The organism is Roseibium sp. Sym1 (genome assembly GCF_027359675.1).
Lineage (GTDB): Bacteria > Pseudomonadota > Alphaproteobacteria > Rhizobiales > Stappiaceae > Roseibium.
On sequence record NZ_CP114786.1, the window covers coordinates 5,595,411 to 5,619,985 of the forward strand.

At 61.3% G+C, this 24,575-nt stretch carries 23 protein-coding genes; 11 read left to right on the forward strand and 12 right to left on the reverse strand.

Annotated features, from left to right (window positions below):
• Nucleotides 1-18: 18 nt before the first annotated feature.
• Nucleotides 19-186, forward strand: coding sequence for a 50S ribosomal protein L33 (rpmG, locus tag O6760_RS25930; RefSeq protein WP_269582543.1), 168 nt, complete (start codon nt 19-21; stop codon nt 184-186).
• A 557-nt stretch (nt 187-743) separates the two neighbouring features.
• Here rpmG and O6760_RS25935 read toward each other — a convergent pair.
• Nucleotides 744-1,115: a response regulator gene (locus O6760_RS25935; RefSeq protein WP_248157606.1), complete on the reverse strand. Its 372-nt coding sequence runs from the start codon at nt 1,113-1,115 to the stop codon at nt 744-746.
• A 162-nt stretch (nt 1,116-1,277) separates the two neighbouring features.
• On the opposite strand from O6760_RS25935, the gene O6760_RS25940 reads away from it, so the two are divergent.
• Genes O6760_RS25940 through O6760_RS25950 form a run of 3 tightly spaced genes read left to right on the forward strand, consistent with a single transcriptional unit; the run spans nt 1,278 to nt 3,563 of the window.
• Complete coding sequence (locus O6760_RS25940) at nt 1,278-1,553, forward strand: DUF3572 domain-containing protein (RefSeq protein WP_269582544.1); 276 nt, start codon at nt 1,278-1,280, stop codon at nt 1,551-1,553.
• On the forward strand, nt 1,546-2,211 hold the full coding sequence (locus O6760_RS25945; RefSeq protein ID WP_269582545.1) for a hypothetical protein: 666 nt from the start codon (nt 1,546-1,548) through the stop codon (nt 2,209-2,211). Before O6760_RS25940 ends, O6760_RS25945 begins: the two co-directional genes overlap by 8 nt.
• 38 nt (nt 2,212-2,249) lie before the next feature.
• The gene (locus O6760_RS25950; RefSeq protein WP_269582546.1) at nt 2,250-3,563 is read left to right on the forward strand and encodes a DNA polymerase IV; all 1,314 of its coding nucleotides are present in this window, start codon (nt 2,250-2,252) and stop codon (nt 3,561-3,563) included.
• A gap of 46 nt (nt 3,564-3,609) precedes the next feature.
• Here O6760_RS25950 and O6760_RS25955 read toward each other — a convergent pair whose 3' ends face one another.
• Complete coding sequence (locus O6760_RS25955) at nt 3,610-4,488, reverse strand: cell envelope integrity EipB family protein (RefSeq protein WP_269582547.1); 879 nt, start codon at nt 4,486-4,488, stop codon at nt 3,610-3,612.
• A 239-nt stretch (nt 4,489-4,727) separates the two neighbouring features.
• Between O6760_RS25955 and O6760_RS25960 the strand changes: the two genes are divergently transcribed.
• The 3 genes from O6760_RS25960 to O6760_RS25970 all read left to right on the forward strand — a co-directional run bounded on the left by O6760_RS25960 (nt 4,728) and on the right by O6760_RS25970 (nt 7,442).
• Entirely contained in the window at nt 4,728-5,195 is a 468-nt protein-coding gene (locus tag O6760_RS25960) for a RidA family protein (RefSeq protein ID WP_269582548.1), read from the forward strand.
• Between the two features lie 59 nt (nt 5,196-5,254).
• Nucleotides 5,255-6,025, forward strand: a complete 771-nt coding sequence (locus O6760_RS25965; RefSeq protein WP_269582549.1) for a glycerophosphodiester phosphodiesterase family protein — start codon at nt 5,255-5,257, stop codon at nt 6,023-6,025.
• 100 nt (nt 6,026-6,125) lie between these two features.
• Nucleotides 6,126-7,442, forward strand: coding sequence for a GNAT family N-acetyltransferase (locus O6760_RS25970; RefSeq protein WP_269582550.1), 1,317 nt, complete (start codon nt 6,126-6,128; stop codon nt 7,440-7,442).
• A gap of 26 nt (nt 7,443-7,468) precedes the next feature.
• Here O6760_RS25970 and O6760_RS25975 read toward each other — a convergent pair whose 3' ends face one another.
• The 3 genes from O6760_RS25975 to O6760_RS25985 form a co-directional block, all read right to left on the reverse strand.
• Nucleotides 7,469-8,320: a GNAT family N-acetyltransferase gene (locus O6760_RS25975; RefSeq protein WP_269582551.1), complete on the reverse strand. Its 852-nt coding sequence runs from the start codon at nt 8,318-8,320 to the stop codon at nt 7,469-7,471.
• 159 nt (nt 8,321-8,479) lie between these two features.
• The gene (locus tag O6760_RS25980) at nt 8,480-8,800 is read right to left on the reverse strand and encodes an antibiotic biosynthesis monooxygenase family protein (protein WP_269582552.1); all 321 of its coding nucleotides are present in this window, start codon (nt 8,798-8,800) and stop codon (nt 8,480-8,482) included.
• 114 nt (nt 8,801-8,914) lie between these two features.
• Nucleotides 8,915-9,853, reverse strand: a complete 939-nt coding sequence (locus tag O6760_RS25985) for a LysR substrate-binding domain-containing protein (protein WP_269582553.1) — start codon at nt 9,851-9,853, stop codon at nt 8,915-8,917.
• Between the two features lie 124 nt (nt 9,854-9,977).
• On the opposite strand from O6760_RS25985, the gene O6760_RS25990 reads away from it, so the two are divergent.
• Both O6760_RS25990 and O6760_RS25995 read left to right on the forward strand, forming a co-directional pair.
• Nucleotides 9,978-10,163 (forward strand): YdcH family protein, encoded by a 186-nt coding sequence (locus O6760_RS25990; protein ID WP_269582554.1) that lies wholly within the window; start codon nt 9,978-9,980, stop codon nt 10,161-10,163.
• A gap of 32 nt (nt 10,164-10,195) precedes the next feature.
• Complete coding sequence (locus O6760_RS25995; RefSeq protein ID WP_269582555.1) at nt 10,196-10,399, forward strand: hypothetical protein; 204 nt, start codon at nt 10,196-10,198, stop codon at nt 10,397-10,399.
• 178 nt (nt 10,400-10,577) lie between these two features.
• Here O6760_RS25995 and O6760_RS26000 read toward each other — a convergent pair whose 3' ends face one another.
• The 4 genes from O6760_RS26000 to O6760_RS26015 form a co-directional block, all read right to left on the reverse strand.
• The gene (locus O6760_RS26000) at nt 10,578-13,682 is read right to left on the reverse strand and encodes an efflux RND transporter permease subunit (protein ID WP_269582556.1); all 3,105 of its coding nucleotides are present in this window, start codon (nt 13,680-13,682) and stop codon (nt 10,578-10,580) included.
• Between the two features lie 32 nt (nt 13,683-13,714).
• Nucleotides 13,715-14,809, reverse strand: coding sequence for an efflux RND transporter periplasmic adaptor subunit (locus tag O6760_RS26005; protein WP_269582557.1), 1,095 nt, complete (start codon nt 14,807-14,809; stop codon nt 13,715-13,717).
• 13 nt (nt 14,810-14,822) lie between these two features.
• A complete protein-coding gene (locus O6760_RS26010; RefSeq protein WP_269582558.1) occupies nt 14,823-15,389 on the reverse strand; it encodes a TetR/AcrR family transcriptional regulator in 567 nt (188 codons plus the stop codon).
• 156 nt (nt 15,390-15,545) lie between these two features.
• Entirely contained in the window at nt 15,546-17,189 is a 1,644-nt protein-coding gene (locus O6760_RS26015; RefSeq protein WP_269582559.1) for an EAL domain-containing protein, read from the reverse strand.
• A gap of 419 nt (nt 17,190-17,608) precedes the next feature.
• Between O6760_RS26015 and O6760_RS26020 the strand changes: the two genes are divergently transcribed.
• Together O6760_RS26020 and O6760_RS26025 are read left to right on the forward strand one after the other, a co-directional pair.
• Nucleotides 17,609-18,508 carry a sugar kinase gene (locus O6760_RS26020; RefSeq protein ID WP_269582560.1) on the forward strand — a complete coding sequence of 300 codons (900 nt, stop codon included), beginning with the start codon at nt 17,609-17,611 and terminating at the stop codon, nt 18,506-18,508.
• Nucleotides 18,509-18,680: 172 nt separating this feature from the next.
• Nucleotides 18,681-19,856, forward strand: coding sequence for a hypothetical protein (locus O6760_RS26025; RefSeq protein ID WP_269582561.1), 1,176 nt, complete (start codon nt 18,681-18,683; stop codon nt 19,854-19,856).
• A 161-nt stretch (nt 19,857-20,017) separates the two neighbouring features.
• Here O6760_RS26025 and O6760_RS26030 read toward each other — a convergent pair whose 3' ends face one another.
• The 3 genes from O6760_RS26030 to O6760_RS26040 all read right to left on the reverse strand — a co-directional run bounded on the left by O6760_RS26030 (nt 20,018) and on the right by O6760_RS26040 (nt 24,494).
• On the reverse strand, nt 20,018-21,805 hold the full coding sequence (locus O6760_RS26030; RefSeq protein ID WP_269582562.1) for an ABC transporter ATP-binding protein: 1,788 nt from the start codon (nt 21,803-21,805) through the stop codon (nt 20,018-20,020).
• A 119-nt stretch (nt 21,806-21,924) separates the two neighbouring features.
• A complete protein-coding gene (gene aspS, locus O6760_RS26035) occupies nt 21,925-23,706 on the reverse strand; it encodes an aspartate--tRNA ligase (RefSeq protein ID WP_269582563.1) in 1,782 nt (593 codons plus the stop codon).
• Between the two features lie 161 nt (nt 23,707-23,867).
• A complete protein-coding gene (locus O6760_RS26040; RefSeq protein WP_269582564.1) occupies nt 23,868-24,494 on the reverse strand; it encodes a ParA family protein in 627 nt (208 codons plus the stop codon).
• Nucleotides 24,495-24,575 lie beyond the last annotated feature (81 nt).

The following is a 24,575-nucleotide window of genomic DNA, read 5'->3' on the forward strand; positions in this document are numbered from 1 at the left end:
AGAACAGGAACCACGGCCATGGCCAAGGCGACAACAATCAAGATCAAGCTGCTCTCCACGGCGGACACCGGTTTCTTCTATGTCACCAAGAAGAACTCCCGCACGATGACCGAGAAGATGGTCAAGAACAAATACGACCCGATTGCGAAGAAGCATGTCGAGTTCAAGGAAGCCAAGATCAAGTAATCTTCGCTTCCGAGCCTGTATCAAGAACCCGCCGGCGACGGCGGGTTTTTTGTTTCAGGAAAGGCGCTTGTGCCGCGGCACGCATGGCTTGCGGACATACGGCAAACAAACGGTGCCTACCGCCCGGGGGCGGACAAATTCACGTCACGATTTCGGTGAAAGAATTAGTGGTCGGCGGGAACACGGCATTCGAGGAGGCCACTCATCGGCCGGTTCCCTGCCGACCTGCCCCACGGACCCAGGAGATGCGGCGGACCTGAGCACTCCGAGGGGAAACTGTTTTGCCAACTGACGTCCGGTCACACATGACCACGTCAATGACCCGATCAGGAAAACTCCTAATCTTCGGCCACACTACCCTATTGTAACCCGAATGCAATATTTTCCATAAAATATGCACAGAAACAATGCCGTTTTAGTAAATCCGTAACCTTAATGTGAACTGAAAAGCGCCTGCGGAGCAGGTGTTTTCCCGTAGCACAGCCGTCGGCACAGCCTGACCCGTCGTGAAACCTTGACCAGAACTTGCCTGCAAAAGGCCATCACGCCTGTTTCAATCAGGCCTCGCCGAGATAGGCGCGTACCGTTTCCAGGAACTTCGCAACCGAGATCGGTTTGGAGATATAGGCCTCGCAACCGCCCTGGCGGATGCGTTCCTCGTCGCCCTTCATGGCGAAGGCCGTCACCGCGATCACCGGAATGGAAGCGATATCCTCGTCTTCCTTGATCCACTTGGTGACTTCCAGGCCGGACACTTCCGGCAGTTGAATGTCCATCAGGATCAGGTCGGGGTGATGCTCGCGCGCGAGGCGCAGGGCCTCGATGCCGGTCCGGGTCTGCAGGGTGTTGTAGCCGTGGGCTTCGAGCAGATCATGAAACAACTTCATGTTCAGCTCGTTGTCTTCTACGATCAACACCGATTTTGCCATAAGTCCGGCCCTTTACCCGGCCTTGCGCCGGTCCCATTTATCTTGTCGCGACGCATTCCCGTCCGCGGTAGAACCCTTCCCCGGTCCACATCAGATGTCTTCTAACCCGGAATCGTTTCAGAAAGGCAAAAAAACACAATGAAAAATCTACAGGGGAAGTCATTGTCCGTTGAAGAAGCACAAGGAATTGCCACTGAAGCCCTGCTCCAGCTCAGCAAAGAGCCGGAGCAGATCGGCCGGTTTCTGGCCGTTTCCGGAATTGGCCCTGAAATGATTCGGGAGGCGGCCGGAGAACCAGGTTTTCTTGCAGGAGTTCTTGAGTTCTACATGATGGACGAGACACTTCTGCTTGCCTTTTGCGAGAATGCGGGTATCCGGCCGACAATGATCGCGGCCGCACGGTATGCCCTGGCCGGTGGAGACGAGAACCATGCCTGAGCCCACCCCCGTGCTGCCGGAAGTGCTGGTACAGATCCAGGCGCTGCCCACCTCGTCGCGACCGCTGATCATCTGCGATGTCGACGAGGTGATCCTGCATCTGACCACCCATCTTGAAGATTTCCTGCACGCGCGGGACCTCCTGTTCCTGAAACATGAATACAGGCTGACTGGCAACATCGGCAGGCGGAGCGACCGTCGGCCGCTGGGCGCCGACGACGTCAAGCGCCACCTGCTGGCGTTCTTCGACGAAGTCAGCCACCGGCAGGACATGGTGCCCGGCGCCGATGCAGCGCTGAATTCTTTGGCGGAAACCTGGGACATTGTTCTCCTGACCAACCTGCCCGGCGGCCACAACAAGCCGGCGCGGGAAAAGCTGCTCGGCGGCATGGGCATACCGTATCCCGTCCTGACCAATTCCGGCCCGAAGGGCGGTGCCGTCGCGGCCCTCGCCGCTGGCAGGCCGGCACCGGTCGTCTTCATCGACGACAGCCCGACCAATCACGTGTCGGTCAACGCCTCCCTGCCCTCGGCCCGCCAGGTCCAGTTCATTGCCGATCCGCGGTTCCGCTCCAGCATGCAACAGGCTGATCATATCGATCTGCTCACGGGCGATTGGCAGGAGACGGCTTCCTTCATCGGCGATATTCTGCCCTGACGCGCTCGCGCAGCGCAGAGCCATCGAAGCCGGATCCCGTGACCCAGACTCCTTCGCCGATACGCGCCCTTTGCAGGGATTGCGGCGCCCGACCGCAGGATCGAACCACGCGCTGCCCGCGCTGCGGCAGTCCGCGGCTGGTCCGTCACGCCGAGCTCGACCAGTTGTCGATCGCTCACATCGATTGCGACGCCTTTTATGCGTCCATCGAGAAACGGGACAACCCGGATCTTCAGGACGTGCCCGTCATTGTCGGCGGCGGCCAGCGCGGCGTTGTCTCCACATGTTGCTACATCGCCCGGATCTACGGCGTCCGCTCGGCCATGCCCATGTTCAAGGCGCTGGAGGCATGCCCCCAGGCCGTGGTGATCAGGCCGAACATGGAGAAATACGCTGCGGTCGGCAAGGAGATCCGCGAGCGGATGCGCGCCCTGACGCCGCTGGTCGAGCCGATTTCCATCGACGAGGCCTTTCTCGATCTGACCGGCACCGAACGCCTGCACAGGGCGACGCCGGCGGAGACCCTCGCCGGATTCGTGCGTGACCTTGAATCCGACATCGGCATCAGCGCATCGGTGGGCCTGGCGCCGAACAAGTTCCTGGCCAAGCTGGCCTCCGACCTTGAAAAACCGCGCGGATTTTCCGTGATCGGCGCGAGCGAGGCCAGGGCGGTGCTGGCTGCCATGCCGGTCGGACGCATCTGGGGCGTCGGCAAGGTCTTCCAGCAGAAGCTTGAGAGGGATGGAATCCGCATGATCGGGCAGCTGCAGGAAATGGATGCCGCCGACCTCGCGCGCCGCTACGGCTCGATCGGCCTGCGCCTGGCCAGGCTGTCGCACGGCGACGACAGCCGGGAGGTCAAACCGGAACGGGGCGCCAAGAGCGTCTCGTCGGAGACGACCTTCCGCACGGACATTTCCAGTTTCGAAACGCTGCGGCCGATTCTCAGGAACCTGTCGGAGAAGGTTTCGGCCAGGCTGAAGAAATCCGGCCTGTCCGGGCGCGGTGTCACGCTGAAACTGAAGACGGCGGACTTCCGGACAATCACCCGTGCCCGCCACCTGCAGGACCCGACGCAGCTTGCCGACAGGATTTATGCGGCCGGCGCAGATCTGCTTGCAAACGAATGCGACGGCCGGCGGTTCCGGCTCATCGGCATCGGAGTGAGCGACCTGGAATCGGCGGACCGGGCGGATCCGCAGGACCTCGTCGATCCGCTGGCAGAGCGGCGCAAGAACGCGGAACTTGCTGTCGACCGTCTCCGGGACAAATTCGGCAAGTCTGCCGTCGAACTCGGCCTGACCCACACGTCGCGGATCGAAAAAGACGCCAAGAAACGGGGGGACGGCTGAGAATGCCCCACCCCTTTCGACCCGCACGGGCCTGAAGGGGCCAGGCTCAGTTCGGCGGACAGTCTCCCTCCTCATAGAGCTCGAGCGACGCCATCTGACCAAGGATGGTGAAATCGCCATAGTCCAGTTTCAGGTGACTGCTGATACCGTTCTGATAGAGCCGGAAGGCCAGCTGGTAGACCGGAAGCAGTTCCCCGGATGCGTCTTCCTTGCTGGGATCGAAATAGGCCACCGTAACCGGCCAGTAGCTCAGGCCGGCCAACGGGGCTGTTGCCTTGCCCGCTCCTGCCTTCAACTCGTTGACCGTCTCCGCACCGATGACCGTCGTGGTCGCATAGACTTTCTCACCCGTCTCCGCGCCGTCATAGATATCGGCGGCGACAAAATGCACATTGTCATCCGCCGCTTTCAGGATGGCGACAAGATGCTCGGTCGGAAACAGCACGTCGCTGCCAATCCGGAGGGACTTCTCGGACGGTTCTTTCAGCTCAACTGTTTTCGCATCGGGTCCGGCATGCGCTGTCCCGCGCGTTTCTTCGACAAGTTTGCGATCAACGAAGGTCTTTGACAGAAACTGATAGCTTCCGGCATGCGGTTCCTCGAAGGAAGTGGTCTGCAGATCGGTGATCTGGGACCCGCCGTTGGTGTCCTGAAACTTTGTCACGAAACGGAAGTTGACGCTGTATCCATCACAGGCATTGCCGGAAAAATCATAGACCATGCGACCCGTCAGCCCGGCGATGCCTGCCTGCTCTTCCGATTCACCAAGCTTCATGTCGTAGACGGCGCGGTGGGGCACCAGTTTCGGCCCGGCAGTTGCCGCGGGGCCGGCTGCAAGCGCACCGGCCTCCGGTACCACAATCCCGGCGGAGAGCAGCAGGAAGGCCCCCAGAGACAGGAACATCGACTTAGCTACGACTTGCATAAAAAACCTCTCGTTGGTCCGAACAATCCACATAGCGGGACCGCCGATACACATTATGCGGCAAACCATGCTTTTCGCTACACTGAAGTGCAGGCCGGCTGAATGTTACCGGCGCGGGTAGACGGCACAAGCCCGGACGCCGTGCCCTTCAAGGCAGCATGTCCGACCGATTTTGGCCTTGTCACCTTTGCCGAATTGCGCCAAGACACGACGAAAGTCCTAACACCGGGAGTCGGTCGATGAGCAGCGCAATTGAAGCCCGTTTGAATGATCTGGGGATTACACTGCCGGAGGCCGCAGCCCCGGCGGCGAACTATGTTCCCTTCGTGGCAACCGGCAACCAGCTGTTTGTTTCCGGGCAACTGCCCATGGCGAGCGGCAAGATCCAGGTGACCGGCAAACTGGGTGACAATGTCAGCATCGAAGACGGAAAGCAGGCCGCAAGACTTTGCGCCATCAATCTGCTTGCCCAGGCAAAGGCCGCGACCGGAGACCTCGACAAGGTGGTCCGCCTGGTGAAGATTGTCGGTTTCGTGAATTCCACGGCCGAGTTCACCGAGCAACCGCAAGTCATCAACGGAGCCTCCGACTTCCTGGTGGAAGCCATGGGGGACGCGGGACGCCACGCCCGATCCGCCGTGAGTGCCGCTTCCCTGCCGTTTGGCGCGGCGGTCGAGATCGAGGCGATTTTCGAAATCGACTCCTGATCCTGTCATGGTGCTCCGGCAAGGGAGCACCTGCCCTTTCGCCGAGAACCTGCATTGCCATGACCCCGGAACTTGAAGCCATTTTCGCGCGGCCGATTGCGCATCGCGGCTTTCACGATGCCGATAACGGCATCATCGAAAACACGCCGAGCGCCGTCCAGCGCGCCATCGACCGCAATTTTGCGATCGAAGTCGACATTCAGGAAACGGCCGACGGCCAGGCGCTGGTTTTCCACGACTATGGTCTCGACCGGCTTGCCGAGGGCAGCGGCCGGATCATCGAGCAGACTGCGTCCGATCTCGTGCAAATTCACATGAAGACCGGCACGGACAAGCTTTGGCTCCTTGCAGACCTGTTCGAGCTGGTCGCCGGGAAGGTTCCGCTCGTCATAGAAATCAAGTCGCTGATGCGCCGGGACGCCCAGGGAGATTTCGTCCGCCATGTCACCGAACAGGTTGCGGCCTATCGTGGTCCCGCCTGCATAAAGTCCTTCGATCCGGACATGCTGTCACTGGCCAGGGCACACCGGCCTTCCGTCTTGCGGGGCATTGTCGCCGACGGCGCCGAAACCGGCCCCGACTACGCCCGGTACGGACGGGTCGACCGCTTCATCCTGCGCCACATCCTGCATGCGCCGCGTACCCGTCCGCATTTCATCTCCTACGGCGTCAAGGACCTGCCCAAGGCCGGCCCCAGCCTGATGCGATCCCTCTTCAAGGTGCCTTTGATGTGCTGGACCGTGCGCACGCGTGAGCAGCGCGAGCGCGCTGCAAGATATGCCGACCAGATGGTCTTCGAAGGGTTCGATCCGGACAAGGACACGGTTTGAGCCGGGTGGAAACGCGCCGGATCCGGCCCGGCCTCTTGCACCGCAATATGACCGCGCTACATTTAGGGCGATGGTTCCCAAATCGAGTTTCTTCTAAAGCATGACCTCTTCCCAGTCCGAGGACGGCAGTAATCCGGAAGGTTCAGGTGCCCGGGAAGCCGTGACCCTGCGCATTCTATCTTCCCTGGGGGATGTTCCGGCATCCGCCTGGGACCAGGTTGCCAATCCGGGCTGGACGCTGTCCGGACGGGGCCACCTGACGCGGGATCCCGCCTGCAGTTCGGTCTCGGATCTTGCCAGAGCACTCGGCGGCGACGTTGATCCTGTTTCTGAAGAAACAGACTTCAACCCCTTCCTTTCTCACGCTTTTCTGGAGGCTCTCGAGGCTTCCGGCTGTGCCACCGCCGACACCGGCTGGTTGCCGCGGCACATGGTGCTCGAGGAAAGTTCAGGCAAAATCAGCGGCGCCGTGCCTGCCTACCTGAAAAGCCATTCCCAGGGCGAATACGTGTTCGACCATGGCTGGGCGGACGCCTTTTACAGGGCTGGAGGCGAGTATTATCCGAAATTGCAGATATCGGTGCCGTTCACACCGGCAACGGGACGGCGGTTCCTGACCGGCGCCGGCATCAACCGGGAAGCCGGCCTGCAGGCTCTGGCCGCGGGTCTGGTCCAGGTGTGCCAGCGTACGGGTGCCTCCTCCGTCCACGCAACGTTCCTGACCAAACCCGAATGGGACAGTCTCGGTGCGCTGGGTTATCTGCAACGGACAGATCAGCAGTTCCATTGGGAGAACCAGGACTATGACAGTTTCGACGCCTTTCTGGCGGACCTTGCCTCACGCAAGCGCAAGGCGATCAAAAAGGAACGGCGCGAGGCCTTGAGCGCGGACGGCATAGAGGTCGAATGGGTGACCGGATCGGACCTGACCGAAGCGCACTGGGACGCCTTCTACGCGTTCTACATGGACACCGGCTCGCGCAAATGGGGCCGTCCCTATCTGAACCGCACATTCTTCTCGCTCATCAACGAGCGGCTGGCCGAACGCACCCTGCTGGTCCTGGCCAAGCGCCATGGCCGATACATCGCCGGCGCACTCAATTTCATCGGTTCGCAAATCCTGTTCGGACGCCACTGGGGCTGCACGGAACATCATCCGTTCCTGCATTTCGAACTCTGTTACTACCAGGCCATCGACTTCGCCATTCAACACGGCCTGAAACGGGTGGAGGCAGGTGCGCAAGGGGCTCACAAGCTCGCCAGAGGCTACCTGCCCAAGACGACCTATTCCGCCCACTGGATTGCCCATGAAGGCCTGCATGAGGCGGTCGCCGATTTTCTCGAACATGAACGCATGGCGGTGGAACGCGAAAACGAGGCGCTTGCCGAACACGCTCCGTTCCGCAAGGGAGATTGAGCTGATCCGGGGAACTGCCTCCCCGGTCAATCAAGGTCCAGCCACATCTCGTCCTGTTGCAACACTTCCCGGGCTCCCGCCTTCCTCAGGAACGCGTGAACGCCTGTTGCGTCGGTGTCGACATTCACAAATGTCAGTTCCTTCCGGCCGACAGCTTGCCACAGGGCATGAAGGATCGCGCTTCCGACCCCCTGGCGCCGGTCGGGCTTGCGCACCCCGATCTGGGCGATCGCACCGTCCGGGTACGCAGCGCCCCACCCCGACAGCTCCCCGTCGCGGACGACAGCGACCAGATGAACGGCAGAGTTCAGTGCTTTAAGTGCCGCTCTGCCGTTCTGCGGGCTTGGCATCGTGTCGAAATAATCGTCCTCAAGATCAGGCAGGTCATCAAGGCCAATGGGACGGGCGGCGTGGGTTACGACACCAGGAGCGGGCAACGCATCCAGCTTGAGCACTCCCAGGCGTCGTTGACGGCGGAAACCGAACGCCTCGTAAGCCGTGATCGCTTGCCGGTTGTCGGTGATCACCTCCAACTGAAGCCCGGCCGCACCCAGGTCACGCTGTGTCTCCAGCACCGCGCCCAGCAGACGCCGCGACAGTCCGTTGCGCCGGTGTCCGGGGTGTGTCCCGACGGACAAGGTGTAGGCGCGATTGCCGTAGGCCGCCATCGGCACGCCGGAAAACCAGAAGGCGGCGATCCCGTCATCCGCCAGTGCGACAAAGGACTGTTCTGCCGAGAACCCGCGCTGCTGCTGGAATTCCTCGAACTGGCCGACAGACAAGTTCAAAGGGATCACATAGTCCGAGAAAGCCGCGTTCATTGCAGCGCACAGCGCTTGCGGTTCGAAGGGTCGGCAATCAGTGATCCGGTAGGTCATGCAGGGGCTTCCGTCGCGTGCCCGAGTTCCCACGCTTCCATTCAGGACTTCAGGTGACCTGGGTGAGGACAAGCTTGTGTTGGGCACACGGGCGCTTCACCGAGGCAGCTGTTTCTCTCAAGAAACGCCCTGCCCAGCCCAGAGGGCAGGCACCGGGTCTCAGTCAAAGCTTTCGGCGACGTCATACATCACCGGCTCGAAGCTCTTGCAGAGCGAACCGATGCGCCGGTTGCGTTCGCGCATCTCGGGCGTCCTGAGCATTGCCAGAAAATCCTCGCGGCGGCGCCATTGCGAATAGTTGGCAATGCGGGTCTGGGCGTCGTTCACGTGCAACCCCGCCCCGATGAACCCCGGCTGGTGCCGGATGAAATTCTCATAGGCGTCTTTCAACTCGTCCAGTAGATCGAAGCATGTGCCCGGTGTCATTTCGAACGTGGTGATGACGGTCTGACAATCGCGGTCGCTTGAAATTTCAGGCATGGCTCTCCTCCGTTGCCTTGGACAACGAGGCTGGCATGTTTTTCTGGGACCGACAACATCAGGAGGAATACGGGTCTTCAGCCTGACCTTTCCGAGAAGCGGTCCCGAGGAGTGTCAGCCGGGTTCGTCCAGGGCGACACCCTCGACCGCCATGTCCCGGACGGCCTGCCTTGCAAGCACCAGCAGCTTCTCGAAATGGGCATTCCTGGAGCTGCCCCGCCGCCAGACCAGATACATCAGGCGGCGCATGGGCAGGCCGTCGACCTTCTTCAAAAGCAAGTCCGGTTCCTTGCGGAATTCGGAGGCAACATATGCCGCCGGAAACAGGGCCAGTCCCATGCCGATCGAGGCCATCTGGCGCAGAGCGTCCAGGCTGGTGCCCTCGTAGTCCTGTCGGAAATCCGCCCCCGCCGCCCGGGCCAGCGCCTGAACATCGTCGTGAAGGCGGAACCCCTGACTGAGCGCCAGCAATTTCTCTCCCCGGAGCAAGGCAAGCGGAACGCTCTCCAGTCCCGCGAGCGGATGGGATCTCGGGACAGCCAAAGCAACACTCTCATGGCACAAGATTTTCGCCGTCAGGAAATCGGACGGCATGATGTCCGGGGTGAGAATGCAATCCAGGCTTCCCGCAGCCAGTCCCTCCTCGAGGAGATTGGGACGGTCCTCCCGGATATAGAGCTCCAGTTCCGGAAAGGACTGTTTCAGGATCGGAAGGAGATAGGGCATGAAATAGGGCCCGAATGTGGGCGACACTCCCAGTCGGATCAGACCACCGAGGTTGGCCCGCCCGGCCTGCGCGGCCGTCACGATTTCGTCGAGTTCCTCCAGGGCCCTGCGGGCAAGCGGCAGCAGGCGTTCGCCCGACGCGGTCAGGCTGATCCCCCCGGCCCCGCGCTCCAGAAGGGTGCAGCCGAGCTGATCCTCCAGAAGCTTGAATTGGGAGGACAAGGTCGGCTGAGAGACATTACAGGCCGCGGCTGCTCGGCCGAAATGGCAGGTGTCGGCGAGCGCGACGAAATACTCAAGTTGGCGCGGTGACGGCCGAAAGCGCATCAAGCCTCCCCAATGATAGAGAATTTCTATCAACTTAATTCAAACAATGTATTTCATCTATTTCTGTACCTTCCCCATATCCGGAGTGTCAACAACGCACCACCCCGAACAGGAGACAGGCTCCATGTACAACCGTCTGAAATCCCTGCGCAGCCAGCACAGCACGCTGGACAGCCTGATCCGCCGTGAAGAAATGCATTCCTATCCGGACAGGCAGCACATCCGTTCGCTGAAGAAATTCAAACTGCGTCTGCGCGACGAAATCAGCCGTATCGAAAACGGCCTGAACGCCAACCGCCTGGCCTACTGACCGAAAGAGCCCCTGCGGCCAAGGAGTTTGAAATGCCGATGTTCTGGCCCTTTATTCCGGTGTTCCCGGTGAAATCCATGCAACTGACAAGACGCACCAGGCTGCAGGACCTGGAAGCCCGAATGAGCTCGTTCCTGTCCGAAAAGAACGCTTCGGGCACCTCCTGCCCGCAGGTGCTCGACAATGTCAAAGCCGCCCGCAACAAGATCCAGCGCGAGATGAATTCCGCGCGCTAGGCCATCCGGACTTCCGCCGTCCGGGCCAGGCAGCGCCATCCCGCTGGACCAGCCCGCCCGCAATAGGCCTCGCGGGCGGGCCCTTTTTCCACCCACCCGGTCGAAAGACCTTTTCGAGCACCAAACCGGAAAAAGGCGGCCAGATGGCCGCCTTTTTCAATCAGTACAGCTCCCGAGCCTATTGGGCAGGCACCGCATTCGCTGAAGGCGCCGGTTCCGCTTTTGCCTTGTTTTTCTTCGGCGGGCGCACCCGGAAGAACAGCGCATAGAGCACGGGTGCGGCGATCAGCGTCAGAACTGTGGCGAACGCAAGTCCGCCCATGATCGTGACCGCCATGCCGCGGAAGAACGCGTCGGACAGCAAGGGTGCCATGCCGAGAATCGTCGTGATCGCCGCGAGCATCACCGGGCGCATACGCGACACGCTCGCCTCGACGATCGCCTCGTATTTTTCCCTGCCTTCGCTGATCAGAAGATCGATTTCTTCCAGCAGCACGATGGCATTCTTGATCAGCATGCCCGACAGGGACAGGAAGCCCAGCAACGACATGAACCCGAACGCGGTGTCGGTGGCCAGAAGCGCGATGGCGACACCATTGATCGACATGGGCACCATCAGCCAGATGATCAGCGGCTGACGCACCGAGCCGAACAGCAGGATCGAGATGATCAGCATCACCAGGAAACCGAGCGGCAACTGGGCGCCGAGTGACGCCTGGGCATCCTTCGTGCTTTCAAATTCGCCGCCCCATTCGAGCGCGTAACCGGGCGGCAATTCAATGGCTTCGATTTGCGGCCTGACCCGGGCCAGCGCCGCCGTAGCGGTTTCACCCGCGGTTGTCTCGGCCTTCACCGTGAGCGTACGGACGCGGTCGCGCCGGTGGATCAGCGTGTCCTGCGGCTCCATGTTGAATTCCCTGACGACCTGGTCCATCGGCACGTAGCGGCGCTGATTGGCGCTCCAGACGAGGGAATCGGCGACGCTTTCATTGACGGACAGCCCGTTCTGTCCCGCCTTGCGGGCAACGATCGGAATGCCTTCGTCGATGTCCCGGTAGGAGCCGACGCGAACACCTTCCGTCGCAAACTGCAAGGCAACGGAAAGCTCCTCGCGGGTGACGCCGGAAATGCGCGCCCGGTCCTCGTCAAACACCGGACGCACAACCAGTTCCCGCTGGCGCCAGTCCGTGTTGACGTCGGCCAGCCTGTTGTCGGGCATCGCGAAGATGGCCTGGGCCTCGTTGCCGAGGCGCTTCAGCACATCGGCGTCGGGACCGGAGAAACGGGCCTCGATCTTGGCTCCGCCGCCGGGGCCGAACACCAGCCGCTTGGTGATCACCTGGGCCGACGGGAACCGGTCGGCAAATGCACGGCGCAGGTCGAGCGCAAGCATGTCGATCTCATCCCGGCTCCCGGTGCGGATGATCATGTGGCCATAGGCAGGATTGGCGTCTTCCGGAGCATAGGTCAGCATGAAACGCGTGGCACCGCCCCCGGCGAAACTGGTCACCGTCTCGACGCGGTCATTGGCCAGCACGATCGCTTCCATTTCCTTCAGGTCGGCTTCGGTTGCGCGCAGATCGGTGCCCTGGGGCGACCAGTAATGGACATAGAAGATCGGCGTGTTGCTGTCCGGAAAGAAAGCCTGCTTGACGTTCCCGAACGCCATCACACAGGCGGCGGTGATGCCGATCAGGACAACCACGGTCAGCAGACGCACATGGAGAGAGCCGATCAGGAACCCCCGATACAGGCGGTAAAGAATGCCCTTGTAGGGGTCGTGGTCGTCGAGGTTTCCGGTTGCGGTCCTGAAAAAGTACTTGCCGAAAAGTGGCGTCACCGTCACCGCGAAGACCCAGGACAAAAGCAGGGAAATTCCGATCACCGCAAACAGGGAGAACAGGAATTCGCCGGTCGCATCCGGCGACAGGCCGATGCCGGAAAAGGCCATGATGCCGATCACGGTCGCGCCGAGCAGCGGCCACATGGTCTGCCGGACCACCCTGCTCGCCGCCTCGATCGCCTTCATGCCGCGCTGCATGTTGATCATCATGCCTTCTGCCACCACGATGGCGTTGTCGACCAGCATGCCCATGGCAATGATCAGGGCGCCGAGCGAAATGCGTTCCATTTCGATGGCGAAGATCCGCATGAACAGGACGGTCGCCATCACGGTCAGAAGCAGCACGGTGCCGACGACCAGTGCAGCCCGCCACCCCATGAACAGGGCCAGCACACCGATGACGATGACCACCGAGGCGGCAAGGTTCAGGATAAAGCCGTTGACGCTTTCATCGACCACGACATTCTGTTCGTAGATCGGATGGATCTGCATGCCGACGGGCAGTTGCGCCTCGACTTCCGCCAGCTTTTCAATCACCCGGGCCCCGACATCGACGATGTTGGTGCCGTCCACCTGGGAGACACCGATCGTCACCGCCTCGTGCCCGTCATGCCGGATGAGCCGGCCCGGTTTTTCCGGTTCCCCGAGTTCCAGGGTCGCGATGTCCGAGAGGCGGATCATGGCCGTGGACCCCGGCCGCCCGATGACAAGGTCCTGAATACCGCGATAGTCGTCAAACGCGGAGGCGGTCATCAGCCGAATGCGCTTCTCGCCCGAGACCGCCGAGCCATTGGTCTGGATGCGGTTCTCCGCGTCCAGGACCCCGATGACATCCGAAAAGGATATTCCGAGCCCAGCCATCTTGTCCTGGTCGACATTCAGGTAGATGACATCCTCGGGTTCGCCGGCCACCTCGACCTTGCCGACCCCGGTAACCGTCAGCAATTCGCGGCGGATCCGCTTGACCGTGTTGCGAATGTCGCGATTGGAATAACCGTCGGCCGTGAAGGCGTAAAAGAGACCATAGACATCGCCGAAGTCGTCATAGACGAGCGGGACGCCCGCGCCTGTTGGCAGATCCCGGACCTCGTCGGTGACCTTGCGGCGCAATTCGTCCCAGACCTGCGGCAGTTCGGTGCCGTCATAGGTCGGCTTGATCTCGACACTGATGCGGGAAAGGCCCGGCTCGGAAACCGAGGTTATCAGGTCGAGTTGCGGCATCTGCTGGATCGCGGTCTCCAGCCTTTCCGTGACCTCGTTTTCCACCTCGGCGGCGGTTGCGCCCGGATAGCTGGTGATCACCTGTGCCTGTTTGATGGTGAAGGCAGGGTCTTCAAGCCGGCCCACTGTGGTCAATCCCCAAAGGCCGCCCAGAAGCGCCATGAGGACGATCATCCAGGTATTGACCGGCTTTTGAATGGAGTAGCGTGCGATGTCCACGGCGTCTGGTCCTTTCTCTGACTTTGCCCGGATCAGCGCAGCCGGCGCACAATCTGGCCTTCGCTCAGGTAGGCGACACCGGCCGAAACGATTTCGTCCCCCGTCTCGAGACCTGACCGCACGGGAATGTAGTCTCCCATCACGGTTCCGATTTCCACCGGCCGCTTGGAGACCGCGCCACTGTCATCGGCATAAGTCCAGACATAAGCCTTTCCATCGCCGTCGATGGCCACGGCACCGGTCGGCACGAGGTACTGCTCTCCGAGTTCCAGCCCCTCGGGCAAAAACTTGACGATCACCGAAGCGGTCATGCCCGGGAACAACTGGTCGGCCCCTTCCCGCGGCATGGCCAGCGAGACGCGATAGGTCTGAGTGACCTCGTCAACCTGGCTGGAGTGTTCGCGATAGGTCAGTGGAAACAGTTTTTCGCCATAGGCGGGGAATTTCGCCTCGATCGAGGCGACTTCCGATTCCGTGACCCGGCCGAACAGGGCCTCGGCCACGTTGATGTCCACCTGCACTTCGGAGACATCGTGCATGCGCACGACGGGTGTTCCGACACTGACCGTCGTGAAATTGTCGACAAGACGGTTGGAGACGATCCCGTCGAACGGGGCCTTGAGCGAGGTGTATTCAAGGTTCTGCCGGGCTTCCTTCTGTTCCTCCAGGGCCAGATCGTATTTGTTCTTCTGCTCGTCATAGGCGGATTGCGAGATCACGGAGCGGTCTCGAAGGGTTTCCAGGCGATCCAGTTCCCGCTTGGCCTGTTCGGCATTGATCGTTGCCTCGCGAACGGCGCGGTCATAGTCGGTGGTGTCGATGCGGGCGATGAGATCGCCCTCCTTGACCTGCTGACTTTCGAGAACCGGAAGCTTGACGAGTTTTCCGGGGACCTGAAATGACAGGTCCACGGTCTGCACAGCGGCCACACGACCGGCGAAACGGCGCTCCAGAAGGCCTATCTGGTCGGTCACGGTGAATGTTTTTGCCGGACGAGGCGCAGCATTCAGCTCCGCCTCGGCCTGAGCGACGGGGTCGACAGCTTCTTCCTGGCAGGCGGCCAGCAGCACGCCAGCCAGCAACAGGCCTGCCCAACGGCCGATCGGGGCTTTCCCAAGTGAGAACATCCGGTGTTCCGTCCTAGTTCTGGTAATTGTCAGCGAGGTAACCGCGGAGTTCCTGAAACACCGCTTTCCGCTCGTCTTCGGAGAAAATGGCGACACAGTGGGCCTCCGAAAAGTGCAAGCCTTCCAGGCAGGACCAGATGGCCCAGGCCTGACCGGTCGCATCGGTTTCCGCCTCGATGGCCGCCTTCAGGCGAGACCTGACATGCATGAAAGGCTGGCTGAGTTCCGGGCGGTCGGCCTTGGTGGCCAGCATCGCCCGGGCGACGTCGCGGTTCTGGCTCAGCCAGCCTTCGGTCACGTCGATCATGGCGCTGAGCGTCGGACAACGCGACGCAAGATGCCGCTCCCGGGCCGTGGCCACTTCGGCTTCGTACTGGCCGGCGAGATGTTCGACCATTCCGGTAATGAGTGCGTCCTTGGTCGGAAAATTGTAAAGGACACCGCCCTTGGAAAAGCCGGACTCTTCCGCAACTGCGTCGATTGTCAGGCTTGGCGCGCCGGAGCGCCGGATAAGGTCGAGTGCGGCCTGCAGGATTTCGGATTTCGAATCCTGCGCCTTGCGTGTCGGGCGCGGGTTCATGAAGCTTTACCGTCTGGTCAGTACAGTTTTTTGCTATGTATACCGTCCAGCCGGTACAGACAAGATGGGAAATCAAAAAAGGCGGCCCATCAAATGAGCCGCCGGTTGTTTCATGTTGTGCCGGAACGTGCCGTCTTGAAGCCGGCGCCTGCGGCCTCAGGCTGCCGCGTTGGCCATGGCTGCCTCGTTGGCGGCCCGTTCCGCCGCAGCCGCTTCGGCGGCAATCCGGGCGCGCTCGCGGGCTTCCTCTTCTGAGCGTTCCGCGAATTCGATGAATTCGTCGGCGGGCATGGGTGCCGCGAAAATATAGCCCTGCGCGGCGGTCACACCGAGTTCGAGCAGGCGATCTATCTGTTCTTCCAGCTCCACGCCCTCGGCAATGATGCCCATGCCGAGGTTGTCTGCCAACTCGACCATGGAATCCACGATCGTCGTGGAGTTGTCGTCCGAGCCGATTGTGTCGATGAACATCTTGTCGATCTTGATGATGTCGACCCCGAGCTTCTGAAGGTAGGCCATGCCGCCGTGACCCGTTCCGACATCGTCCAGGGCGACCCTCACACCGAGTGCCTGCAGCTCGGCGATGATCTTGCGCGCCAGTTCCATGTCTTCCAGCGGATGGCGTTCGGTGACCTCGACCACGATCTGCTGGAACGAAATGGCCGATTTCTCGAAGATCGACTTGATGTCGGAAATGATTTCGCGATCCAGGAAGTGGCCGGCGAACAGGTTGATCGACAGTTTGAGGTCCGGATTTTCGCCGTAGAGTTCGCCGATCTCTTCCGACGACACACGCATCATGTGCCGGGTCATGTCGAAGATATGACCGTTGTTTTCCGCATAGGCCATGAACTGGCCGGGAGACACGATCATGCCGTTCGGGCGGCGCCAGCGCATCAGGATCTCGCAGCCGCGCAGGCGCCCGCTCTCGATGTCCATGACCGGCTGGTAGTAGGGGATGAATTCACCGTTGCGGATCGCCGCGATGAACTCGTCGTCTGCCTCGCGTTCCGGCCGCCAAGAGAGCCAGACGCCGATGGCCACAAAAAGGATTGCAATACCTGCGCAGGCGGCCACCGCCACGACCTTCAGGTCCTGCACCACTTGCCCGGCCGCGGAGACCGGTGCCGTCACGGTAGCGACAAGCGGATAGAGTTCGGACGCCACTTCCACCGAAAGGAGGTCTGAGGGATCGCTGGACTCGGAGTTATAACCGCCAACGGAGTACCAGAGCAGATTGTCTCCCAGGCGAAGCTCCGCCCGCCGGTAGGACCTAAGATATTCCGGACCCGGGTCCATGGCGATCACGGCGGGAGTGACCTCGGCGAAAAGACGGGTCTCGTTCTTCAGGTCCCAGCTGATCACGGCGGCGCGCGCGCCGAGATAGGATCTTTCCAGCATGCCGATGCCGACAAGCGGCCCGTCATCGCGTATCGGCGGCAGGATAATCTTGCCGGCGAGATCCCGGTCCGGAATGATGCACATGCGCCGCCCCAGCGCATCCGCAAGACCGATCGCGTCGATCATGCCGTGCGCGACAATCTGCTTTTCATAGATGACCCGGTCCGACGCGTTGCAGGTCTGAACATCGTCCCTGTCCAGCCGCTGCAGCAGGGACACCGTCGTGCTGATGGCCTCTTCGGCACGGTGAACTGCCACGCCGCCCATGGCTTCCATTTCGGTCACGGCACGGCGTTCCGCGTACTGGTTCAGAATGATATTGATCGCGAACAGGGGCGCCGTCGCCAGCACAAGGGCGATCAGGACCGTTTTCGCAAAACCAAGATAGCGGAAAGACAAGACACAAGCCTGTTCGTGTGTAAACTCTTCCCGACCATGGCCGAACTGGGTAAACAAGGACTGAAGATTGGAGATCAGAACCTGCTCACACGATTGAAATGGCGCAGCAAACGGCAATGAGCTGCAGGGTGAAACACAATGGACGGGCGTCCAGCCTGGGCCGGCGGTTTGGCGCAGCAGATCGAAATGTTCTCGCGTGTCTCATGGACCGGATGTCCTTGCCCCGCAACGTTGCTGGAAACCAGCTGGACCAGTCGGGTTCCTTCGGTTCCGGGCCTTGCACCGCCTTTCATAAAGACCAGCCAATTCAATCATGCGGACAAGTTCCGACCCGGCCGTTTCATCGAGATCAAAGCCGCACGCCGCACAGCTGTGCTTAGCTGCGTTACGGGTACGACATCAGCATTGTGGAGGTCTTCATGCAGGCATTGTTTATTGGACAAGCCTATATCGACGTGACGTTTCTGACCGATTGCCTGCCGACGGGCGACGAAAAAGCCATTGCCGAAGATTACGCAATCAGTTTCGGCGGCAATGCCGTTACCGCGGCGTTTTGCTGCGCAAAGCTGGGCGGCAAGCCCGAGTTGTTGTGTTCGCAGGCCGACGACTGGCTGGCGCGCATGTTTCTCGACATGGCCGCCGCCTACGGCATTTCGGTCCATGGCCGGAAAGTACGCGAAAGTTCCCTGTCCTTCATCATGCCGAAAGGCGGCAAACGCGCCATCGTCCGCTGCCGGGACAATGATTTCCTGCACCCTTTTCCCCCGCTGACGCTGACCGGCATGAAGGCCCTGCACCTGGACGGCCACATGCCGGATGCCGCGCTTCACTATGCCGTCACCTGCAAGAACCTGGGCATTCTCACCTCGCTCGACGGCGGGGCCGTGCGCGAAAACACGGATGAGCTGCTGGACCATATCGATATTGCGGTCGTTTCCGAGCGCTTCTGCGAGCAACTCGGCAAATCGACCGGCGAGACGCTGAATTATCTGCGCTCGAAAAACTGTCCGGTCGGGGCAGTCACGCTCGGTGAACACGGCACCGTCTGGTATGAAGCCGGCGGCCCCGACAAGGTGTTGCCGGCGCTGGCCGTCCCGCTTGAGAAGGTGGTGGATTCCAATGGCGCCGGCGATGTCTTTCACGGCGCCTATATCGCCTCCTATCTCCATTGGCCGGAACACAGCTGGGACCAGCATTTCCATTTTGCGCGCGGAGCCTCCACCCACGCCATCCAGCACCTGGGCAACGAAGCCAGCCTGCCGACCATGGCGGACATCGACCGCGCAATCGCCGATTTCCCGGAAAAGCTTGCCGCCTGACCCCAAGGACAGGCCTGCCCCCAGCCCGAGCCTTTTGTCCGCGTTCTACCAAAATGTGACGCAGGACACATCCCGGCCGGAATGAGCGGCTAAAGCTTGCACCGGCTTTCATCTTGCCACGCTCTGGAACATCAAGCAGAGTGGGACCACCTCTATTTCGTGGAGAGTTTCAATGAATTTTGCCCGTTCGCCCCGGATTGCAGCCGGCCTGACGGCGGCCGTCAGCCTGATCGCCCTTCATGCGTCCCCAGCGCTCGCCTTCGATCCCACGGGAAGCGACGTCGCGGATGCGTTTCTGAACCTGCTCGATGCAGAGGACGGCACCGTTGAAAGCTATGGCAGTGTCGACGGATCGGGCGGCACGGTGACCATCAGCGACATCGTCGTCACCAAGGACGGAGACGATGACGGCCGGGTCACCATCGCCACGACCACGCTGACCGACGGAGCCGTTCAGGATGACGGCCGGCTCAAGCTGGGCAGCCTGGCATTGGAAAACCTGCAACTGACCGCGGACGACGGCGGCATGTCGCTGGCCAGACTGAGTGTCACCGATCTCTTGCTGCCGTCAGCGAAGGAAATGGGGGCTGATACCCCGCCCGTTGGCCCCGGCTACAAGACCCTTGAAGCCACCAGCATCGAAATCCTCAACGAAGACGGCAAGCTCGCCAATGTCGCCAGGATCTCCTCGTCGATCGATGCAATGGACGGCGACCTGCCGACCGGCGGCCAGTTCTCGGTGACCGGCGCCACCGTCGATGTCAAACAGCTGCAATCCGAAGAAACAAAGACCCTCACCGACCTCGGCTACGAGACGCTGACCGTCGATCTGGCCGGATCGGGCAAGTGGGATCCGGACGCGGCGACCCTGGTGATTTCTGAAATGAAGATCGACGCCAAGGACGCGGCGAGCCTGTCCCTGTCGCTCTCCCTCGGCGGCGTAACCCGCGAGGTGATCACCGAGCTGAACGCGAAATCCGACAAGCCGGAAGAAGCCATGGCGCTTCTGCAGAACGTGACCATAGAAAACGCCAAGATCCGCCTGGATGACGCGTCCCTGACCGGCCGGGTCCTCGACCAGGAAGCGAAAAAGGCCGGTGTTGAGACACCGCAATATGTCGCCGGTCTCACCGGCAGCCTGCCCCTGATGCTCGGCATGCTGCAGAACAAGGAGCTCGAGGGCCAGGTGGCACAGGCGGTCACGCAGTACCTGACCACACCCGGATCCCTGGAACTGAAGGCCGCACCGTCGGCACCGGTGCCGCTGTCCCAGATCATGGGCACCGCGATGCTCGCCCCCCAGATGATCCCGCAGATCCTCTCGGTGGGCATTACAGCCAACCAGTAAGCCGGCAAGGCTCTTCTGCAACTCAGAAAAGCCCGGGCAGACCTGTCCGGGCTTTTTCGTTATTCAATCAACTCACGCCGTCATTCCGGACGGTCTGCAGCGCCGCTGCACTTGTCCGGAAAGACGCGCTGAAGGTTTGTCAACAGTTCCTGAGCCCCCGGTTATTCCGCCGCTTCGTTGCGGTTCTGGAACTGCAATTCGCACAGGCGGCGGTAGATGCCGTCATGTTCGAACAGTTCGTCATGGGAACCGCTCTCGACAACCTGCCCCCTGTCCAGAACATGGATCCGTTGCGCATGGCGCACGGTGCTCAGGCGGTGCGCGATCACCAGCGTGGTCCGCCCAGCCATCAGCGTTTCAAGTGCCGACTGGATCTTGGATTCCGATTCCGCGTCGAGCGCCGAGGTCGCCTCGTCGAGCAGCAGGATCGGGGCGTCGCGCAGCATGGCCCGCGCAATCGCGATTCTCTGGCGCTGACCGCCGGAAAGACGTCCGCCGCCCTCACCGGCCGGCGTCTCATAGCCGTCGGGCAGTTCCAGAATGAAGTCATGGGCGTTGGCGGCCCGGGCAGCGGCCTCGATGTCGGCCTGTGACGCCTCCGGTTTTCCTACCGCGATGTTGTCGCGCACGGAAATGTTGAACAGGTAGGATTCCTGACCGACATAGGCGATGTTCCGGCGCAGCGACTGCATCGAAACCGATTTGACCGGCTGGCCGTCGATGACAATCTGGCCGGCCTGCGGATCATAGAACCGCTCGATCAGCGCAAAGACCGTCGATTTCCCGGCCCCCGATGCCCCGACCAGCGCGGTTGTCCTGCCGCCGGCCGCCGTCAGTGTCAGGCCGGTCAGCGCAGCCCCTTCGCCGTAGGAGAACCGGACGTCCTCAAACGATACCTCGCCATTCGAGATTTCCAGCTCGGGCGCGTCATCGCGTTTCACCAGGTCCGGTTCCTCGTCGATCAGCTCATACATCAGCCGCACGCCGACGATGGCCTTGCTCAGATTGACGTTCAGCCGCGCCAGCCGACGCGCCGGATCATAGGCAAGCAGCAACGCCGTTATGAAGGCGAAAAAGGCGCCGGGGTCCTGCCCCATTTCGACAACGGAATAGCCGCCGTAGAAAATCACCAGCGCGATGGCGAATCCGCCAAGGGACTCCATCAGCGGAGACGTGCGCGCGGTCAGCGACGCAATCTTGTTGGACTGGCTTTGAACTTCCGCGACAGAGCCGGCCATGCGCTTCTGCATCGCAGGCTCCATGCCGAAGGCCTTGACGATGCGAATGCCCAGGACCGTTTCCTGCAGGGTCGCACCGATCTTGGCATTGGAGACCACCTGGCGCTTGGCATAGGTCTTGACCCGTTTGACCAGGAAACTGACGCCGATCACGATCGGCGGCATGATCACCAGTGCAAGCAAGCTCATGACCGGGTCCATGCTGATCAACACGACAACAAGTCCGATCAGCGTGAGGATGTCCCTGCCAAGACTTAGAACCAGCATGTCGATCACGTTGCGGGCGCTCGCAGCGCCGGTGTTCACGCGGATGGCCAGTTCTGGCAGTGACATGCGGTCAAAATAGGCCTGGTCCTGTTCGGTTAGCCGCTTGAACAGCTTTTTCTGCAAATCCGCGACGATCGCATTGCCGACCCGCGACAGGACAACCATCTGGCCGTAGGTCGATGCGCCCTTCAGCGTAAAGATCGCCAGGACTGCGCCGGCGATGACATAGATCATCGCCTTGTCGCGGTTGATGAAGACCTCGTTGATGATGTCCTTCATGATCCAGGCACTGGCGGCGGTGGTCGCCGCGACAATCCCCATGAAGACGAAGGCGAGCGCATAACGCGGGACATAGGCGCGGATGTTCTCGCTCAACAACCGCCTGACGGTTTGGACGGTGCCGTCCGGATCTTCCCAGACCTGCCATTTTGCAGGATTTAGCACGAGGCAAAGCCTTTCTTCAGGTTGCCGTTCCCGGCACGAAAGAGGCCAGCAAAGCCGGCCTCCTCTGCCCCTTCGCAAAGGGGTACTCTTTTTCTGTCGTCTGCTGCAAGAGCGAAAGCTTACGCTTCCGGCAAGTTCAAACGCAGGTGCAGCTCGCGCAGCTGGGCCGAGGTCGGTTCGTTGGGCGCGCCCATCATCAGGTCTTCGGCCTTCTGGTTCATCGGGAACAGCATGACCTCGCGGATGTTGGCCTCGTCCGCCAGCAGCATCACCATGCGGTCGATGCCGGCCGCGCAGCCGCCATGCGGCGGGGCGCCGTACTGGAACGCGTTGACCATGCCGCCGAAACGCTTGTCGACTTCCTCGTTCGGATAGCCCGCGATCTCGAAGGCCTTGTACATGATTTCCGGCTTGTGGTTCCGGATCGCGCCGGAGACCAGCTCATGGCCGTTGCAGGACAGGTCGTACTGGTAGCCGAGCACTTCGAGCGGATCGCCTTCCAGTGCTTCCATGCCACCCTGCGGCATCGAGAACGGATTGTGTTCGAAATCGATCTCGCCGGTTTCCTCGTCCTTCTCGTAGATCGGGAAGTCCACGATCCAGGCGAATTCGAACCGGTCCTTGTCGCTGTGGCCGAGCTCCTCGCCGATGATGACACGCGCCTTGGCGGCCACGGCCGTGAACTGCTTCGGCTTGCCGCCCAGGAAGAACGCCGCGTCGCCTTCTTCGAGGCCCAGCTGGACGCGGATGGCTTCCGTGCGCTCCGGACCGATGTTCTTGGCGAGCGGACCGGCGGCTTCCGTGGAGCCGTCCTCGGCCTTGCGCCAGAAGATGTAGCCCATGCCCGGCAGGCCTTCGCCCTGCGCGAACTTGTTCATGCGGTCGCAGAACTTGCGGCTGCCGCCCTTGGGCGCCGGAATGGCACGGATTTCCGTACCCGGCTGCTCCAGAAGGTTGGCGAAGATGGCAAAGCCGGAACCGGCGAAATGCTCGGAGACGACCTGCATCTTGATCGGGTTACGCAGGTCCGGCTTGTCGGTACCGTACCAGAGCGCCGAATCCTTGTAGGAGATCTGCGGCCAGTTGCGGTTGACCGGACGGCCGTTGCCAAAGCGCTCGAAGCAGCCCGCGATCACCGGCTCGATCGTGTCGAAGATCTCCTGCTGGGTGACAAAGGACATTTCCATGTCGAGCTGGTAGAAATCGGTCGGCGAGCGGTCCGCACGCGGGTCCTCGTCGCGAAAACACGGCGCGATCTGGAAATACTTGTCGAAGCCGGAGACCATCAAGAGCTGCTTGAACTGCTGCGGCGCCTGGGGCAGCGCGTAGAACCTGCCCGGATGCAGACGGGATGGCACCAGGAAGTCGCGCGCACCTTCCGGCGAGGACGCGGTGATGATCGGGGTCTGGAACTCGTTGAAGCCGATGTCCCACATGCGGTCGCGCAGGTCGCGGACGACGTTGGCGCGCAGGATCATGTTGTTGTGCAGCTTCTCGCGGCGCAGGTCGAGGAAGCGGTATTTCAAACGCACTTCTTCCGGATAGTCCAGCTCGCCGAAGACCGGAAGCGGCAGTTCCTTGGCCGAGCCGAGCACTTCCATCTCGCGGATGAAGACCTCGATCTCGCCGGTCGGCAGGTCCTTGTTGACGGTTTCCTCGGTGCGCTGCTTCACATTGCCGTCGATGCGGATGCACCATTCCGAGCGCACGGTTTCCGCCAGGTTGAAGGCAGCCGAATCCGGATCGACCACACATTGCGTGACGCCGTAATGGTCACGCAGGTCGATGAACAGCACCCCGCCATGATCTCGGACCCGGTGAACCCAGCCGGAAAGACGGATGGTCTGGCCTTCGTCGGACAGACGGAGATCACCGCACGTGTGACTACGGTAGGGGTGCATTCTTGTTCCTCGGCATTCTTCTTGGCATGGAAAATCATTACGGCCCGCCGGAGGCAGGCCGTGTCGGGCTGCACAAGCCATGTTGCGCGGCGAAAGTCAAGGGAGAGGCCCGTACGGGGCCGTGCGAACCTCTTCAACACCGCGCTTTCGGCCCTCTTCGGTCAGCTGTCCACCGCCTGCAGCAGCGGATGCCATTGCCCCCGGATCTCGTGGGACTTCGAATCCGAATAATCGAAAATGCCCGACCCCGCCGCCGCATGACGGGCATAGAGGACCCGGTCGGAAATCCGGGCCAGCAGCGGATAGCCTTTTTCGGCGAAGGTCCGTTCCAGGTCGGCCACCTGGGTCGAGCGCTTGTTGATGCGGTTGGCGACCACGAAGATGTCCGCCTTGCCCTTGCGCACCCGCTTGATGTCGGAAATGCCGTCCAGGAATTTCAGCGTCGCGTCCCAGTCGAAAGCGGAGGCTAGCACGGGCACGATGATGTCGGAGGCTTCGGCGATCAGGTTTTTGGCAAGTTCCGAACGCAGGCCACCCGGCCCGTCGATCACGATTGCATCCAGAGACTTGTCCTTGCCGCCGATCCTGTCTTCCTTGGTCCAGTTGAGCCCTTCGATGGGGGTCATGGTCTTCGGGCGGCGCTTGATCCAGGAGAGCGAGGATTTCTGGCGGTCGGCATCGGCAAGGGCGACATCCTCCCCCCGCGCGGCAAGGGCGACGGCGAGATTCGTGGCCAGCGTGGTCTTGCCGCAACCGCCCTTGGAGTTCACCACCAGTATCTTGCGCATGTTCTCTCCCGTTCGTCTTGGTCTTTGCTGACCGCCTCTCCAACATAGGTGCACATATTGCGCCTTCACAAGAGTATCCGA